The 18,575-nt window shown below is 34.7% G+C and carries 16 protein-coding genes; 13 read left to right on the forward strand and 3 right to left on the reverse strand.

What is annotated here, in order from left to right; translation table 11 throughout:
- From EC501_RS07325 to EC501_RS07340, 4 genes are read left to right on the forward strand one after another with little or no spacing between them, the layout of a single operon-like run.
- On the forward strand, positions 1–2,043 hold the full coding sequence (locus EC501_RS07325; protein WP_122971649.1) for a DEAD/DEAH box helicase family protein: 2,043 nt from the start codon (positions 1–3) through the stop codon (positions 2,041–2,043).
- A complete protein-coding gene (locus tag EC501_RS07330; RefSeq protein WP_122971650.1) occupies positions 2,027–2,209 on the forward strand; it encodes a hypothetical protein in 183 nt (60 codons plus the stop codon). The genes EC501_RS07325 and EC501_RS07330 overlap by 17 nt, the downstream gene beginning before the upstream one ends.
- 35 nt (positions 2,210–2,244) lie before the next feature.
- Positions 2,245–4,275 (forward strand): AAA family ATPase, encoded by a 2,031-nt coding sequence (locus tag EC501_RS07335; protein WP_122971651.1) that lies wholly within the window; start codon positions 2,245–2,247, stop codon positions 4,273–4,275.
- A 2-nt stretch (positions 4,276–4,277) separates the two neighbouring features.
- Positions 4,278–4,733 (forward strand): hypothetical protein, encoded by a 456-nt coding sequence (locus EC501_RS07340; RefSeq protein ID WP_122971652.1) that lies wholly within the window; start codon positions 4,278–4,280, stop codon positions 4,731–4,733.
- A gap of 223 nt (positions 4,734–4,956) precedes the next feature.
- Here the strand turns inward: EC501_RS07340 and EC501_RS07345 are convergent, their stop codons facing one another.
- Entirely contained in the window at positions 4,957–6,243 is a 1,287-nt protein-coding gene (locus EC501_RS07345) for a type II restriction enzyme (protein WP_122971653.1), read from the reverse strand.
- A 388-nt stretch (positions 6,244–6,631) separates the two neighbouring features.
- On the opposite strand from EC501_RS07345, the gene EC501_RS07350 reads away from it, so the two are divergent.
- Positions 6,632–6,958 carry a hypothetical protein gene (locus tag EC501_RS07350; RefSeq protein WP_122971654.1) on the forward strand — a complete coding sequence of 109 codons (327 nt, stop codon included), beginning with the start codon at positions 6,632–6,634 and terminating at the stop codon, positions 6,956–6,958.
- Positions 6,959–7,115: 157 nt separating this feature from the next.
- Here the strand turns inward: EC501_RS07350 and EC501_RS07355 are convergent, their stop codons facing one another.
- Positions 7,116–7,490, reverse strand: a complete 375-nt coding sequence (locus tag EC501_RS07355; protein WP_338322894.1) for a GyrI-like domain-containing protein — start codon at positions 7,488–7,490, stop codon at positions 7,116–7,118.
- A 242-nt stretch (positions 7,491–7,732) separates the two neighbouring features.
- Between EC501_RS07355 and EC501_RS07360 the strand changes: the two genes are divergently transcribed.
- From EC501_RS07360 to EC501_RS07395, 8 genes are all read left to right on the forward strand, one after another.
- Positions 7,733–9,349, forward strand: a complete 1,617-nt coding sequence (locus EC501_RS07360) for a M20/M25/M40 family metallo-hydrolase (protein ID WP_122971656.1) — start codon at positions 7,733–7,735, stop codon at positions 9,347–9,349.
- A 27-nt stretch (positions 9,350–9,376) separates the two neighbouring features.
- Positions 9,377–9,886 carry a GNAT family N-acetyltransferase gene (locus EC501_RS07365; protein WP_122971657.1) on the forward strand — a complete coding sequence of 170 codons (510 nt, stop codon included), beginning with the start codon at positions 9,377–9,379 and terminating at the stop codon, positions 9,884–9,886.
- 222 nt (positions 9,887–10,108) lie between these two features.
- Positions 10,109–10,516: a DUF5412 domain-containing protein gene (locus EC501_RS07370; RefSeq protein ID WP_241559296.1), complete on the forward strand. Its 408-nt coding sequence runs from the start codon at positions 10,109–10,111 to the stop codon at positions 10,514–10,516.
- 30 nt (positions 10,517–10,546) lie between these two features.
- Positions 10,547–11,404: a hypothetical protein gene (locus EC501_RS07375; protein ID WP_241559297.1), complete on the forward strand. Its 858-nt coding sequence runs from the start codon at positions 10,547–10,549 to the stop codon at positions 11,402–11,404.
- Between the two features lie 404 nt (positions 11,405–11,808).
- Positions 11,809–13,311 (forward strand): malate:quinone oxidoreductase, encoded by a 1,503-nt coding sequence (locus EC501_RS07380; protein ID WP_122971658.1) that lies wholly within the window; start codon positions 11,809–11,811, stop codon positions 13,309–13,311.
- Positions 13,312–13,515: 204 nt separating this feature from the next.
- Positions 13,516–14,970, forward strand: coding sequence for a benzaldehyde dehydrogenase (gene yfmT / locus EC501_RS07385; RefSeq protein ID WP_122971659.1), 1,455 nt, complete (start codon positions 13,516–13,518; stop codon positions 14,968–14,970).
- A 20-nt stretch (positions 14,971–14,990) separates the two neighbouring features.
- Entirely contained in the window at positions 14,991–15,836 is an 846-nt protein-coding gene (locus EC501_RS07390; RefSeq protein ID WP_122971660.1) for a methyl-accepting chemotaxis protein, read from the forward strand.
- A gap of 190 nt (positions 15,837–16,026) precedes the next feature.
- A complete protein-coding gene (locus tag EC501_RS07395; protein ID WP_122971661.1) occupies positions 16,027–16,800 on the forward strand; it encodes a PH domain-containing protein in 774 nt (257 codons plus the stop codon).
- A gap of 135 nt (positions 16,801–16,935) precedes the next feature.
- Here EC501_RS07395 and EC501_RS07400 read toward each other — a convergent pair whose 3' ends face one another.
- Complete coding sequence (locus EC501_RS07400; protein WP_122971662.1) at positions 16,936–18,411, reverse strand: MFS transporter; 1,476 nt, start codon at positions 18,409–18,411, stop codon at positions 16,936–16,938.
- Positions 18,412–18,575 lie beyond the last annotated feature (164 nt).

Here is an 18,575-nt window from a genome sequence, read left to right on the forward strand (position 1 = left end):
ATGGGATTAAACGACTTAAATTTGCAATTTACATACCGTTCTGATAATGACAAAATGCATAGAGATTTTTATGAACCATGCTTAAAACAGAGTATAAAGTACGATCGTGCAGCTGGTTATTTTTCTAGTAGTATACTTAAAGAATTAGCTAGAGGATTCGAACATTTTTTATTTTTCGGAGGCAAAATTCGAATAGTTTCAAATGTACATTTGTCTGAAGAAGACATTGAAGCAATAGACAAAGGATATAAACTAAAATCCAGTGTGATTGAAGAAAATTTACTTCGTGAAATTTATATAAGTAAAGAAGCATTAGAGGATGATACTTTAAATGTATTAGCTTGGTTAATAGCAGAGGGACAATTAGAAATAAAAATAGCACATCCTAACAATAACAGTTTATATCATGAAAAGTTTGGAATATTCACAGATAAGAATGAAATAAGTGTTGCTTTTATTGGTTCAGCAAACGAAACGTTAGGCGGAGTTGTTTCAAATTTTGAGAAGATTGATGTTTATTATGGTGAATATGATATTCATAGAATTAAACGTATGAAAGAAGACTTTGAAAACCTGTGGGCAAATGAAACGAATGGTTTAACTGTTATACCGTTTCCTGAATCAGTTCGTAGAGAAATATTAAAGTGTAAAAAAAGACGTCCTGAACCTGAAGATGAAGAAATAATTATTGAACCTCGTCAATATCAAATAGATGCTATCAATGCTCTTGAAAGTAATAATTGGCAAGGTATTCTTGAAATGGCAACTGGAACTGGAAAAACTATAACTAGTTTGCTAGCTGCAATGAAATATTATAGTAAAGGTAAAAGGATTTTTTTAGTAATCTTTGCGCCTTTTGCACATTTAGTTGATCAATGGAAAACGGAATGTGAGCAATTGGGTTTTAAAAAAATAACTCTTTGTTATCAATCGCAACATAAATGGAGAGAAGAATTAGAGTCAACAATTCAAGACTACAATATCGGATTAATAGACCAACATGTAGTGATCACAACTTATAAAACAGCTACTCTGTCTCCGTTCAAAGATATTATTGTGAAAATTGGAGATAGTGGTTTCTTAATTGCTGATGAATGTCATTATATAGGTTCAAGGTCATTCTATAATATGTTTTTTAATCAATTTAGTGCAAGAATAGGGTTGTCTGCTACTCCAAATAGGTGGTGGGATGAACAAGGTACCGCTTTTATGAAAAGTATTTTTGGAGAAGTTGTTTTCGAATATACTCTAGAACAAGCGATTGATGATGGAAAATTAACCCAATATGAATATAACCCTCATATTGTATCATTAACAGAGTCAGAGTTAGAAAGGTATAAAAAGCTAACATTTCGAATTATAACTTTATTTAATACCCCAGATGTTGAAGAAGAAAAGATTCAAAAATTAAATAGAGAACGAGCGTTGATTTTAGCAAAAGCCTATAATAAAATACCACATTTAATTGGGTTATTAGAAAAAAAGGGGATTAAAAATATATCCCACACCCTTGTATATGTTGCTCAAGGGCAGGTGGATAGTATGACTAGTTTACTATATGAGTTAGGTTTAAGAGTACATCGTTTTGACTCGCATGTACCTAATGCTAAAAGAAAACAAATACTTGAAGCTTTCGATCGTGGAGAAATTCAAGTATTAGTAGCTATTAAATGCTTAGATGAAGGTGTCGATGTTCCAAGTACCAAAGTAGCTTACTTTTTGGCAAGCACTTCAAATCCTAGAGAGTTTGTACAACGGCGAGGTAGGATTTTGAGAACTTATAATGGGAAAATATTGTCGGAAATTCATGATTTTATTGTATTACCCGATGGAGTAGATGATGAAACATTTAGTATGATAGCTAAAAAAGAGTTGCCAAGGTTTGCTGAATTTAGTAGTTCAGCAATTAACGGAGCCCAATCTAAAAGAATTATAAATGAAGTACTGGATTATTATAATTTAAGCTATTTAATGGATAAGAAGCCTTGGGAAGTTTATGAAGAATTAAAGGAGGAGTATGATAAGGATGGCGGTATTGAATAATGAATTATTAAATCGATTAAATACGTTAAAACCTCAAAATAAAGAATTACTAAAAGAGTTTTTACTTAGAATTAACCGAGCTCAAACATCTGCAGAACGAACTGATGCTGTTGCTCAATTACGGGCAAGAATCAGAGAATATGTAGCCGAAGAAATGAAGAATTAATATTAGAATTTTTAAACCAATGGAGGAAATATGAAATGAAAATTTTAGATATGGAATTAAATAATTTCCGCCAGTATTTAGGAGAACAAAGAATTGAATTTGCCGCAGATAAACAAAATATCACGATAGTTTATGGTGAAAATGGGAAAGGTAAAACGGGAATTTTCCGTGCATTAATGTTTGCACTTTTTGGACATACACATATACAGCAAGATAACCCGAAAGAACCTATACATTTAGTAAATTTAAAAAAACTTGAGGAAATGCCCGGAGTACCGGTAGAAGCAAGTGTAAAAGTTCGTTTTCTTAATCATGATAAAACATATGAAATAAAACGTTCGGTGATAGGTATGAAATCTGGAGTTCAAATTTCTCAAAGAGATGGTGATATTAGTTTTGTAGAAATTGATTCACAAGGTAATTATTCTCCCAATCCTAAAACAAACCAACATGAAGTAAACCAGATTATAAATTCTATCCTTGATGAAGATGTAAAAGACTTCTTCTTATTTGACGGTGAAAAAATTGATACTCTTGCAAAAACTAATGAAACCGTTAAAAAAGAAGTTAAAAAAGCTATATTTAAATTACTTCAAATTGATAATGTTGAAGAGGCAAGGGCGTTATTAAATAATCTTAAAATTAATGAACGGCGAAAAGTAATTAATGAAACATCTGATACAAATGTAAAACAAAAAAATGATGAGATTGAGCAATTACATGCAGATTTAAAAAAACAGAAAGTATATCTTGAAAAACATGAATTAAATCTTATTGAAAATAACAAATTAATTGGAGAACTTGAATTTCAGTTAGCTCAAAATGAAGATATTGCTAGAGTCCAAGAACGTTTAGCAAGTGCTGTTAGAACATCTAATAGTATTAAGGATCACATTAATAATATTAGTGAGAATATATTGGATTTTGTATTCTCAAAAGCACCTTATTTATTAATGAATAATGCTTTCTATAATGTGAAAAATTATTTAGAGACAACAATTGCTGAAAATAATACAAATGTACCTGTAGAAGTTTTACGAGAGTCTGCTAGTACGGGAGTATGTCTATGCTGTAATAATGATCTGAAACTACATAAGGAAAACATGGCATATATCGAGACGTTAATAAAGAATTATGTTCGTTCAGAATCTAATACTTTTTCGAATAATATTTTAGGGATGATTTCTAGTTGTTTTGAAGATGCAAATAAAAATGAAGAAGAAGCATTAAAACTATTAAAACTCTATAGAGATAAAGAAAATGAATTACGTGAGATAGAAAATGATATATATGAATTAAAAAAAGAGCTTGGAGAAAAAGCAAGTAAAGAACTAAATTTAGAAAAAACAGCAAAGGCATTAGATGCTCAAAAACTTGAATCTGATTCTATAAAAGAATCAATTGGGAAAACTAAGGGTGAAATTGAGCTGTTAGAGAAAAATATCTTAAAAGCCGAAGATGAACTAAGTAAATTAATGAGAACGATTAGTAATAATAGAATTGAAGAACGTGTTATAAAAATGATAGAAAGTTTAACAGAAGATATCGAAGCTATTGCAACAGATTTTAGTTCTGCTATGCGTGATCAGTTACGCGATGCTACAACTGAAATATTTAAGATACTGATAGATCGAAAAGACATTAATTTAATTAAAGAGATCAATATAAACAGTAAATATGAAATTGAAATAATTAATTTTGATGGTGTGGAAATTACACAAGATATTTCTCAGGGTCAACGTCAAATTGTTGCGCTATCATTTATTACAGCATTAGCAAGAGTGGCAGCTGGAGATGGTAAAATTATTGATTTTCCTTTGTTTATGGATTCACCATTCAATCGATTAAGTGGAATGAATCGTGATCATCTAATTGAAAACATACCAAATTTAACCAGCCAATGGATCTTGTTACTAACTGATACTGAGTTAACCAAGAGCGAAGAACGTGTTTTTAAAAACGGAAATCACTTAGGTAAATGGTATAGAATAAATCAAATTGAAACATATCATTCAGTTATTGAACCAGTGTTACTTACTGAAACGATGTCAACGAGAGGAGAGTAATAATGGATTTTTTCAGTAAAGATCAGAGTTTCCATACAAGTTCCAAATATGAACCCATTTATCAATTTTTTAATACAAAGTATAAGATAGGTTATAAAGATTTGTTTCTCGTTTGTGCTGCTATTGGAGCTAAAAATGATAAGCGTACACAACCTTTGGATCAAAAAGGACGTGAATTTCGTTCATCGTTTTTTTCAGATAAAGAACGAAAATTAGTCTATTCAATAATTTTAAATGATGAGGAGAAGGGAAAAAACTTAGAATCATTTTCTAATAGTGAATTCCCCAAAGTAGCCCGTAAACTACTTCAAGAATATGCAGAAGGTGGGATGGACTTACTTATTGAAAAGGTATTCAAAGAAAAATGGAATGGACATTCTTTAGATGATGACCACGATCGATATGAAATTGATTTACTAAAATATATCTTGGCAGATTATAAAGAAGTACCATTTTAAATATACATTTTTCGAATTCCTTGCTACAGATACTTGTAAAATAGTGATGATTTAAATGGCTCGTATTTTTAATCATGCAGTTTATGTATAATTATTGATCTAATGTTAAATTCTATTTTTTTTCAATTGATTCTCCCAATAGATAAACGCATAATTGTCTATCTATTGGGAGTCTACAATTCTAATTGAAGAATATAATTTGTTTTTAATTTAATTCTAAAATCTATGAATAGATATTTGGTAAAGAATCAATCCATTCTAACCAATTTAAAACAGTAGATGCACGTCTTAAATAAGTAGAAGGAGAATTTATATTATATAGATTACAAGACTTTAAAATAGAAGAAATATGTTCGTTAGAAAGAGAGGGATTCTTTTTAAATGCCTTATATACTTCAAAAAAAGGTCGATGTTCTAAAATAGATTCTGCTAAAAGTAAATATTTTTCTCGTGGTGCTTGGGACATTATAAGATTTCCTTTTTTTGATAATCTATACATTTTCCCAGAATAAGTAGGATATTTTTCAATTAATCCTAAGTATATTGCTGCATTAGTATAATAATCAGATTGTCTCGGATTGAAAGCATAATACCTTGTTATATCTTCTGCATTTAAATCACGCTCTCTCAAAATGCTAAGAAGATCGATGATTTTCGAAAATGAATTAGCTTGCGGAAAAGGTATTTCAGGTTCTGGAACAAAATTAACAATCATCATTAAATCATTGATATCTTCTTTTGTTATAGAACCCGTATTTATACGGTAGTTTTTTTGTTTCACTAAACGGATAGAATTATAGTTGTTTAAATTGATAAATTCATATTCAAAAAAATTAAAAATATCATTTGAAAAAGTAATGAATATAGTGCGTACATTTTTGTTAATTTTAGATGTCCAGTAACGGTAAGGAAAATACATTTGACTAATTAAAAAATCATCTAATCTAGAATTTTTTGCATTAATAATTAGAAAATCTTCTTCAGATTCGAATCCTCCTTGTATATCCATATCGATATCTTTTACGAATAACGGTATTTCCGGACCATTTGAAGTTTTAATAGTATAATTGAATTCTTCTGAAGTAATTCTTCCGAAGATTGTTGGTATTACTTTCATTTCGATAAAATCTTCAATCATCCCCGTAACAAATGCACAACTTAAGACAGAATCATCAGAGTATATATTAGTAGGATCAATCGATTCCAGGTTTCTTGGAATAGGTACTAGAGTTGTTTCGATTTCATCATTATATGTAATATTTTGATAGGCACTAAAATTACCAATTACATAATCGGTACTAGAGTTAGGTAATATACTTAGTTTGTTTTGTTTAAACAATAAAGGTAATCCTGTAGCGTGGTTGAAGGTCGTCATTAAAATAGGATCTCCTAATTCACGAATCTGTTCGGCTGTGATAATATATGAACCCTCAATTTTTACTTTTTCAGTTATGTTATATTTAATGAATAATTGATTCCATGCATCGTCAATATTATATAAATTAACCAAAGTTTTCCTCCTAAGTTTATAATTTTATGTTCTTTTTAATATTATTTAGTTTATAAGGTTTCTTTTTGCTAATTATTTTATACAATTTCAAAATGTACAGTATTGATTTCAATTATAATAAATGTTTTAGTGCTTTTTAAGCTGCAACTGGAATTTATAGTTTAAATTTTAACTCATTTTTATACAATAAGCATCTCTTACTAGTCTGGTTCTAACTATTAACTTTTACTTATTTTAATACTATAAGGTGATGTTTATATTGGTGGATATTTGCATGTTATGATAAATTTTCCTTTGTGTATATCGAATAAGAAGTAAAAATTAAATCCTTTAGAATTGAAATGTGGCAATTTAAATGATTTGGTATAGAAAAATTGGAGTGTTTAATATGAGTATTGAAGAATTATTAAAAAGCATGAATATTGGAGTAGAATTTAAGAAAATAAAATCTTCAAGTAAAATACTTGCCGTTACAAAAAAGGGTATAAAATATTCCCTTGGTAAAAATGGAAACTCAAAAACTGTAACCTTCAAAGAATTAAAAGAAGCAATTGATGAACTAGAGGGTACGGGATGCATTTCAAGAGAATGGTATTCAAAGAAGTTTCCTATTCAATCGAAATCAGCTCCATGTAATTACAGTACTATTGGCGGGTTATTAATGCATGTTTCTTATGTTTCGTATGACAAGGGGAAATATTTAAAGGTGGAATAAATTGACCTTAAAAAAGGTTTCTACAAAAATATTCATACTAGATAGTCAGAAAGGTGAATTTAAGTCTAATTAAATTCACCTTTGTTTATTTTAGTGTATAAACTCTTCTATTACTTGAAATTTTATGTTGAAACAACCTACATTTTAAACAGTTAAATCATTTAATCGCTATAAAAACCTCAATTTCTCCATTAGGATAATATTTCTCAAAATCGTAAGTGTACGCTGTGTTCAGTGTACCTGATTCCTCACGTTCCCAGATGGTTTTCCAAGTGTTTAAAGTGCCTTGTTCATCTGCTGTGTCTACATTAAAGATTTCATATTTTGCGTTATTCGGTATTTCGAGGGAAGGTTGGTTTTGGCTATCTTCTAGTGCAATACTTAATGTGTAATCACCTTTATAGTTACTCTCGTAGGTATGATAGACACCGTAGACAATACTATCTTGCCCCGTTAGACGACTAGATGCGTCCTTCCACAATCCTGAAATCTTTTGTAGCAAAAGATCATCATTAAAATTATTCGTTCGCACACTATTGATTACTGTTAATTTCATTAGGTTTTTCATTCCAAATTAAGTTTTTCAAATCTAATTTGCACAAATAAAATAAGAACATATGTTTCCTTTTTGTTATAATTGAAAATATCACTGGCATAAATACCAAAATTTACCTCGAGTAAATCTTTTATTTTCTTCTTCCCAAAGGTATTTCCATACTATTTGTTTAACTATTACTATAGCCGAATTGAATTAACAGAGGGGAGGAACTGTCTATGAAATGGGATACGCCGGAGAAGTTAAAAGGTTTATTATGTGAACTTGTGAGCTGGGAGAGCCAGACGTTGACAAAAGGAGAACAAGAATTTTCTAAAAAACTATATGCGAAGTTTCAGCTCCTTCCGTACTTCCAAGAAAATCGTGACTATTTACAAACAGTTGAGGTGGAAGGGGGAAGACAGGTAGTATCTGCATTGTATAGGCATCCAAAGGCAAAAAAGACTGTGGTGCTCATTAGCCATTTTGATACAGTTCAAATCGAAGAGTATGGTGCACTCATGCCCCTGGCTACTTTGCCAGTAGAGTTAACTCAAGCATTTAAAGAGGCAAAGGGGATGTTAAATGAACAGGCGCAAAAGGATTTGGATACAGGGGATTACTTATTTGGTCGCGGTGTCATGGATATGAAAATGGGACTTGCCCTTCATATGCAAGTGCTGGAGCGTGCCATTGAAGAACAATGGAATATGAACTTGCTTTTAATAACGGTGCCCGATGAAGAGGTAAACTCAGCTGGAATGCGTCAAGCCGCAAAGCATATTGCAGAAGTATCCAATCATTATGATCTTGACATTAGCCTCTTTTTAAATAGTGAACCTTCTTTTTCCCAAGACCCTTATGACTTGCAAGAATATATTTATACCGGGTCCATCGGTAAGGTGATGCCAGCTGCGTTATTTTACGGAAAGGAAACCCATGTGGGAGAGCCTTTAAAAGGTCTAAGTGCCCCTTTTATGAGCGCCTTTTTAGCAACTGAAATGGAATGGAACGAGGCCTTTGTTGAAACTGTTTATGGTGAGCAAACACCATTACCTGTTGCATTAAAACTACGTGATTTGAAGGAGCAGTATTCTACCCAAACGCCTTACCGGGCAGTGGCGATGTACAACGTTTTTTTAATGAAGCGAAGTGCTGCCGAAATTTTAGATTTATTTGAACAAGTGACAGTCCGGGCAATGGAGAAGTGTCAAGCCCGCTATGATGAAGTGTGTGCAAAAATGAACGTCCATCCGATCGGTCAAATACGTACGATTCGTTATAGTGAACTACTAAACTATGCAAAGCAAAAGCTTGGTGACGATGAAGTAGAACAATTAATAGAAGAAATAATCGCGAAAGCAGATTTAGATGAACGGGACCAATCTTTTTTCATTGCAGATAAACTAATGATTCATTGCCAGGAATTAGCGCCGGCAGTTGTTGTGCTATTCGTTCCACCATTTTATCCTGCGGTTAATTCGAGTGATCATACGTTAGCAAAAAAAGCGATTGATTTCGTATTACAGGCATCGAAGCCTTATGAAATTCCATTGCAGCAAGTACATTATTTTAATGGTATTAGTGATTTAAGCTATTGCCAACTAAGCGAGGATACGGGTTGGCAAGCATATGAAGTGAATACGCCCGTTTGGAAACGCACATACGATATTCCTTTTGACCACATTGCAACATTCAATGCCCCTGTGCTAAATGTCGGGCCATATGGGAAGGACGCCCATCAAATTTCAGAGCGGCTCCATATGAAAAGTGCTTTCTATGAAATGCCTGACTTAATTTATCAACTTTTAAGATTTGTTGAGAAGGAAACAGCAAATGAAATAGATGAAACATGAAGTGTAAAGAAGAAGTGGAGGGTCAACATGAACATTCGTATATTAAAACAAGAAGATGCACAAGTCTATCAATCTTTGCGTTTAAGAGCATTGCAAACAAATCCGGAAGCCTTTGGGTCGACTTATGAGCGGGAAGTGGCCTTTACACAGGAAATGGTGGAAGAACGTATTCGGGCAACAGAAGATAGTTACGGACTAGGGGCATTTGATGAAAAGGGTGAGTTGCTCGGCGTTGTACGATTTGTGCGAGAGACGGGTATGAAAGAAAAACATAAAGGAACGATTTATGGGATGTATGTAGCACCTGAGACGCGCGGTCAAGGAGTCGGTAAGGCGCTACTACAGGAAGTCATTTCACGAGCGAAGGATTTTGAAGGGGTGGAACAAATTCGTCTACAAGTTGTCTCAACCAATGAATCCGCCAAAAAACTTTATCAGTCTCTCGGATTTGAAACGTACGGAGTGGAACCAAGGGCACTGCTCCATAACGGTCAATATCTCGATGAGGATATGATGGTGTTGTTTTTAAATAAATAACCCTCCAAACCCCAGCGGAACCTATGTCTCCCTGGGGTTTTTTAGCTCCATTAAAACTGCGTTTGTTATTTATTGTTAAAATAGCCAAATTCCGAAACTTACCAACTTCCTACAACGTCTCTATACGCAAATAGAACTAATACTTTTTCTTTACTTACTACTCCCTTTTTCATGCCCGAAAATACGGCCGATGCATAAACTACATAACGAAAGGTGATAGGCGTGACAGCAAAGAAGAACGCAAACCAAACAAAAAAACGAATCTTAAAACGGGTGCTCCTCGTATTACTTACTATCTGTTTGCTAATAGCGGGGATAATTGGATATGGGGTTTACTGGCTTTTCTTTGATTGGAGCCGTTTTAAACAAGATTTCATCACAGAATCCACATCTCCTCAAGGCACTTATACTATTCATGCTTATCGATCAGACTCAGGGGCGACGATTTCCTATGCGGTTCTTGGAGAACTCATCTTTAATAAAGAAGAGAGGAAATCGAAAAAAATTTATTGGCAATATCGGGAAGAGGACGCAGAAATCGAATGGATCGATGATGATACGGTTCGCATTAACGATGTGACATTAGAACTACCTGAACAATCTTATGATTATCGAAAAGGAATCAACTAGTCGAAAAAAGAATGATAGGAATGAATTCATATGGAAAAGATAACTGTACATAAGTGGATGGAATACGATTCACAATTCAACTTTGTAGGTGGTCAAATCGCCCATGATGGAACATTATTGCTCATTGAAAGTAGTTTGGAAGAATTGGATTTTTTCAATCGCCCGGTCCCTAAAAATGATTGGACGATTCGCATTATAAACGGAGAAACGATTGAAACGGTGATATTACCTCATGTGCCACTCATGCCGACGGAAGTTGATTTATTTTCTGATGGGACACTTTTACTTGTTCAAGGGCGCTGTGTAAAAGATGGTGATTACGTTGAAAGAAATGCCCGCAGATACAATCAAAACGGTCAATTAATCGACGCCTTTACATTAGGAGATGGCATCAATCAAGTTCAAATCGATGAGAAGGACACAATTTGGGTCAGCTATTTTGATGAAGGCGTATTTGGTAATTTTGGCTGGGAAGAACCGATGGGAAGTGACGGACTCATTGCTTACACTCAGAATGGAGAAAAATTTTGGGGTGCCCAACACTATGACATTTGTGATTGTTATGCGATGAATGTCGTGAGCTCAAAGGAAGTTTACTTCTATTATTATGATGATTTTTGGTTCGTTCAGCTGTCCGATCTGAAAGAAGTCCAACGAAACCGTATAGAAGGTAGCCCGATGATCCATCAATTTTTAGTCGATGAAGAAGGAATCATCGGCCAATTAGATCAGTCTACGCTTATCCGTTATCGTTTAAAGGGGAAAACCTTTGCTTCCAAAGACAAAGTTCAGTTTGTCGATGAAACGGGTAAACGGGTATTAGGCCACACATTCATGCGCGGGAACTATTTGTACATTTGTGGGAAAGATGGAATCTATCGAAAATAAATCTCCTTGTTTAAAAATTTTTTCAACTTCTAAAAAAATTTTAATCCCTTCCTAAATAAACCGCTTTCAATAAGGAATGAATCTATACGAGAAATTCAATTACGTTAAGTAGCATATAACCGTAAATGTGATGGAACCCCTTCCGCAAAACCCGTCTAAATCTTTGGTTTTTAAGCGTTCTTTGGAGATAGTGGAAGGAATTTTCTCTTACTTATTTGACATAAAAGGAGTATTATTATTGTTAGATAATAGTAGATATTTTAACCATAATATTTATAATAGACTATGGTATGATTATAATAAATACAGAAAAGGTGAGTCTCTAGGTTTCCTAGGAATTGTAACACCAAAGCGAAAGCGCCTACATCTTTTTTGCAAATATAGGGGAGATAAGGAAGGTTATTATGAGTACTAGATATGAAAAAACAGACGTTATCTTAATTGGTGCCGGAGTCATGAGCGCGACTTTGGGAGCTTTACTTAAAGAGTTAGCACCAGATTGGGAAATTAAAGTGTTCGAAGCACTGGATAAACCAGGTGAAGAAAGCTCGAACGAATGGAATAATGCGGGAACAGGGCACTCTGCATTATGTGAGCTTAACTATACTACTGAAAAACCAGATGGTTCTATCGATATTGCAAAAGCGATTAAAATTAATGAGCAGTTCCAACTTTCTAGACAATTTTGGTCTTACCTTGTAAAAAGTAACTTAATTAGCAATCCGCAAGACTTCATTATGCCAATCCCACACATGAGCTTAGTAATGGGAGATAAAAATGTAGAGTTCTTGAAAAAACGTTTTGAAGCACTTTCGAACAATCCGTTATTCCAAGGCATGGAATATTCTGAGGATCCAGAAAAACTAAAACAATGGATTCCACTTATTATGGAAGGTCGTAATACAGACGAACCGATTGCTGCAACGAAAATCGACTCTGGTACGGACGTAAACTTCGGTAATTTAACTCGTATGTTATTTGATCACTTACAAAACCAAAACGTAGAAGTAAACTACAGACATTCGGTTTCAGATCTTAAACGTACAAAAGACGGTATGTGGGAAGTAAAAGTACACGATCTTGACGGTTGCCGTATGGAATACCATAAAGCAAAATTCGTCTTCATCGGTGCTGGTGGCGGAAGCTTACCATTACTACAAATGACAGGTATTCCTGAGTCAAAACATATCGGTGGTTTCCCTGTAAGTGGATTATTCATGGTATGTAACAACCAAGAAATCGTAGAACAACACCATGCGAAAGTTTACGGTAAAGCAAAAGTGGGTGCACCACCAATGTCTGTTCCGCATCTTGATACTCGTTATATTGATAACAAAAAATCATTATTATTCGGACCATTTGCAGGCTTCTCTCCGAAGTTCTTAAAAACAGGTTCTTATATGGATTTAATCGCATCTGTAAAACCTAACAACGTATTTACAATGTTAGCAGCAGGTATGAAAGAAATGTCTCTAACAAAATACTTGATCCAACAAGTATTGTTATCAAACGAACAACGTTTAGAAGAGTTACGAGAGTTTATTCCAAATGCGAAACTGGAAGATTGGGATATTGTAGTAGCTGGTCAACGTGTTCAAGTTATTAAAGATACAGAAGCTGGCGGTAAAGGTACACTTCAATTCGGTACAGAAGTTGTAACAGCTGCGGACGGTTCAGTAGCTGCATTACTTGGAGCTTCTCCGGGCGCATCAACAGCTGTTCACGTAATGCTTGAAGTAATCGAAAAATGCTTCCCTCAACACGTGAAACAATGGGAGCCAAAAATTAAAGAAATGATTCCTACTTACGGCGTTTCTTTAACTGACAAACCAGAGTTAATCCAAGAGGTTCAATCATCTACTGCAGAAGTACTTGGTTTAAACGATAAAGAATTATCTCATAGCTAATTTGATATAAACGATACAAATCACCTCAACTCTATCATTTCGATAGGGATGGGGTGATTTTTTGTTTTGTTCTTATGCTAAAAGAACTATCCTTTCGGTATAGCATAGGGCTAAATATCAATCGTTTTTTCCTCTTTTAGTAAAGTATTTTCTACTTATGTCGATATTCTTATTGAAAAACATACTCATTCGGGAGGTTTTAACATGGACATTCAACAGCTTGGCAAACAGTTTATTGCAGGTGAATGGAGAGACGGGCAAAGTAGTCGAACGCTCAACAATATTAATCCGTACAACGATGAAATCATTACAACTTACAAGATCGCAAATGTTGACGATATCGATGGAGCTTACAAAGCCGCTGCAAAGGCAAAGTTAAAGTGGGATAAAGTAAACCCGTATAAAAAACGGGATATTCTTGAAAAGGCTGTTCAGTATATCGAAGATCATGAAGAAGAGATTACGGCCATTATTATGGACGAACTAGGGGGAACAAGACTAAAAGCAGCCTTTGAAATTGGTCTTGTTAAGAACATTATTAAAGAAGCGGCTACGTTCCCATTAAGAATGGAAGGCAAAATTTTACCGTCTACAATCGATGATGTGGAAAATCGCTTATATCGAATTCCTGCTGGAGTAGTAGGCGTCATTAGTCCATTTAACTTCCCATTTTTCCTATCGATGAAATCTGTTGCCCCAGCCCTTGGTGCAGGTAATGGTGTCGTGTTAAAACCCCATGAAGATACACCAATTATGGGCGGAACATTAATTGGGAAAATTTTTGAAGAAGTGGGAGTTCCTAAAGGGTTAATCAACGTCGTAGTAACGGATATTAACGAAATTGGCGATGCCTTTGTAGAACACCCAATTCCTCGAATTATTTCCTTTACGGGTTCAACCCAAGTAGGAAGTTACATCGGACAGCTAGCTGTGAAAAACTTTAAAAAGCCTTTACTCGAATTAGGCGGGAACAGTGCCTTTATTATATTAGAAGATGCTGATCTAGAATATGCGGTCAATGCAGCTACATTCAGCCGATTTACTCATCAGGGGCAAATTTGTATGTCCGCTAACCGAATTCTTGTTCAACAATCTATTTATAACGAGTTCATTGAAAGATACGCGAAAAAAGTTGCTTCGTTGAAAGTAGGCGATCCAAAAGATCCGGAAACAATTATCGGACCAATTATTAACGACCGCCAAGTGAACAATCTCGTTGCTTTAGTGGAAAAAGGAATGGCAGAAGGGGCAACACTACTTCTTAAAGGAAAAGTGAATGGAAGATTGCTAGAGCCAACGATTTTAACGGATGTAACGCCGGATATGACGGTAGCTCAAGAAGAGTTATTCGGACCAGTCGTATGTGTCATTCCATTTGAAACGGAAGAAGAGGCAATTGAAATTGCCAACAATACCCGTTTTGGTTTAAGTGGTGCAATCCATACGTCCAACGTTGAGCGGGGAGTGGAAATGGCGAAGAAAGTACATACCGGAATGATCCATGTTAATGATTTAACAATCAATGACGAACCAAACGTTGCCTTTGGTGGAGAGAAACAATCCGGTTTAGGCCGTTTAAACGGTGAATGGAGTCTAGAAGAATTTACGACTTTAAAATGGATTTCGGTGAACTACGGTCAAAGAGTTTTACCATATTAAGAGGAAAAGAGTGAAAATTGATGTCACAACATGAATTAATTAATGCCTTTTTAAAAGTAGCACCATTGTTAAATGACCTTATTCAAGACGATATTACGGTAGGGATTTATGATACTGAAAAACTTCTGTTAAATATTCCTGGAAAAACATTCTCGTTAAATGTAACCCCTGGTGATCCATTAGTAGAAGGGGATATTGTAACAGATGCAATTCGAACAAACTCTAGTTTATCGGCGATTGTTCCGAAAGAGTTATTCGGATTCCCATTAGTTGCTCGTGCCATTCCATTGCGAGATGAGAGAGGGAAAGTCATCGGCGGAGTTGGTATCGGAACAAGTTTAGAAAAGGCGAACAAGCTATTTGAAATGGCGGAAAGCTTCTCTGCCATCGTTGAACAAACGGCTGCATCGATTGAAGATATTAGTGATTCGGTTACCCAACTCTCAGGTCGTGTAACAGACATTACGGGACAAATGAAAGACGTTAGCTCAAGTGCTGTACAAATTAGTGAAATCTCTGCCGTTGTAAAAGGAATTTCTGACCAAAGTAACTTGTTAGGGTTAAATGCGGCGATTGAAGCAGCAAGAGCAGGGGAAGTCGGAAAAGGCTTTTCCGTAGTAGCCGATGAAATCCGTAAACTTGCTACCTATTCAAAGGAAAATGTAAATCAAATTAACGTTATTACAAAAGATATCCACGAACTTTTAACAACGTTGAATCAAGCCTTTTCCGAGATTAATTCATTAACAGATACTCAATCAGGCTCAATTCAAGAATTTTCCGCTACAATCCAAGAAATTAACAGAAAAGCTTTAGAACTAGCCCAATTAGCAGAAGACTCGCTATATGGGGATAGTAAGAAGTAAACCTTTAATTAACCTATAAACATTCAATCCTATTGATTGTTTATAGGTTTTTTGTTTTCGCTTATTTTGGACATTCTAAATGACCTAAACGTAAGTGGTAATGTATGACTATTTATTCTCAAAATATGATACCTATGATAGACTTAAATTGAATATTTTAACAGAATAAAAATTTAGAGGAGATGTTTTGATGGGGTTCTTTGACTTAAAGGCTATTTGTGGGGTATGTAATGAAGAAGTAGGGTTAAATCGGTTTAAAATTAAGAAATCCGATGCTTGGATCTGTCCGAGTTGCTTAAAAAAAGCTGGTGGTGTTACGGTTGTTAATTTAAATAAAATCACAGCAGAAGAAATCCAAAACATTATCCAAGAAAAAGAAGACAAACTAGGCGACGATCCAATGTCACGAGCTGAAAATATGTACCAATATTGTAAAGACAATAATTTCGGCTCAGGATTTACAGATAAGTGGGGAGTTAAACATTTTAAAGTATTACAAGACAATCTTTTACGGGGCGAAAAGGTATTAATGACGTTTATAGGATTACATAATTATATATCAGCTACCAAACACGACAGTAACTACGCCTATGCTATTACGAATAAAAGAATCCTTTTTGGTCAGAAGTCTTTAACTGGAGAGAAATTCAAAGCTGTTCAGTTCGACAAAATCAATGACATTACTTTTGAAAAAGGGTTAGTGTTCGGGATACTAACAATCGATACGCCTCAAGAAAAATTTAATGTTGGATTAGATGCCGGTTGTGCAACTTCTATTAATAACAAAATTCACGAGGTATTCGATAACTTAAAATCTGCCAGTTCTCAAGGAAATATTCCACAGCCTACAAACCCATCCATTTCTGCTGCAGATGAGATTTTAAAATTTAAAGAGTTATTAGATGCAGGTATTCTTACACAAGAAGAATTTGAAGCAAAGAAGAAACAACTATTAGGAATATAATTCATAGATAGCCATCCTAAGTCAGTAAAAGTTAATGGCATGTTATCAAAAAAGCATTGATCCATAAAGGATGAATGCTTTTTTACCTAATATAAGCATACCCCCGTCCTAAATTGTAGAACGGGGGTTATGCTGCTACTTCTCATCTTCTGAACGATTTTCAATACGCTCATCTAGTTCTTTCTTTTCATCGTGCCACCATAATGCTTCTTCTGGTTCTTCTAAAATTTCTTTTATTTCAATTTTCTCTTCAACCGCTGGCGGTGAACCTCGAAGAGCCTTACCGGAAGTCTCTTTTAGAAAGATGGTTACTACAATAATTCCGACAATCGATGCAAAAATGAGATAGTAGGCAGGTATCATTTCATTCATCGTTTTGCTAATTAACCAAGAAATAAGTAATGGTGTCGTACCACCGAACAATGATGCGGAAATATTAAATGTAATCGCCAGTGCCCCATTGCGTACATTCGTAAAAAATAGGGAAGGTAATAACGCTGGCATGGTCCCTTGAAAAGAAGAGGAAAATATGCCGAGAATCATTAATCCTAAAAATACAAGTATGGTGTTATCACTAGCAATCAAATTAAAGGCAGGTATACTTAAAAGGATCAACCCAATTAAACCGCCTTGAATGATTTTCTTTGCTCCAATCCGGTCACTAAAATAACCCATTAATAGAACTATTGGAATCATTATCACCATCACAATGACAATTAACAAAAGTCCTTCTGTTTCTCCATAGCCAAGAACAGCCGTTAAATGGGACGGCATGTAAGATAAAACGGTATAGTTTACAACGATATAAAAGAAAACAACGAACATACCGATCAGGATAGCTCTCCAATGGAACAGTAAAATATCCTTTACAGATACATCTTCATCTTCTGATTTTTCTTCCTTCATTGCCTCAAAAGCAGGGGTTTCTTCTAAATTATTTCGCAAATAAAAGCCAATTAACCCAATTGGGGCAGATAAGAAGAAGGGAATACGCCAACCCCAATCTAACATGGTTTCTTCCCCTAAAATATAGGTGAGTAATGTAACCAGGCCAGCTCCTGCGATATAGCCAACTAAGGTACCGACCTCAAGAGCACTAGACATAAATCCTCTTTTCTTATCAGGAGTGGATTCGGCAATAAATGTCATAGCCCCTGAATACTCACCACCCGATGAAAATCCTTGAACTAAACGAGCGATGAGTAAAAGGACAGTAGCAGTGTAGCCAATCGATGCATGACTTGGGATTAAACCAATACTTAACGTAGCCAGAGCCATCATGATTAAGGTGATGGCTAAAACCTTTTTACGGCCTAACCGGTCCCCAAGCATCCCAAAGAAAATGCCACCAAGTGGGCGAGCAACAAAGGCAACGGCAAAGGTTGCAAAAGAAAATACTAATTGCATAGGACCGCTTACTTCAGGGAAAAATACTTGTCCAATTGTTGCAGCGAGATAAGAGTAAATACCAAAATCAAACCATTCCATTCCATTACCAACAGCAGTTGCTACAACGGCCTTCCGTGCTGATTTCGTGTCAACGATGGTAATTTCTTCTTTCTTCAACTTTGGTTTCGATTTTTGGCTATATTCGTTTTTGTTATCAGCCAATCGAAAAGCCTCCTTGTTGATTTATTGGTACTTATCTTAAAATGTCCAAAATTTATTGATTTATATCTTTTCATATTTCCTCAGTTTGAGAAAAATAAAAAACGCTTTTCCTATTTTTAGAAAAGCGCATCATGGGTAGTTTATTTTATCTTCGGCTACTTCTT

Source organism: Lysinibacillus halotolerans (assembly GCF_003711845.1).
Lineage (GTDB): Bacteria > Bacillota > Bacilli > Bacillales_A > Planococcaceae > Ureibacillus > Ureibacillus halotolerans.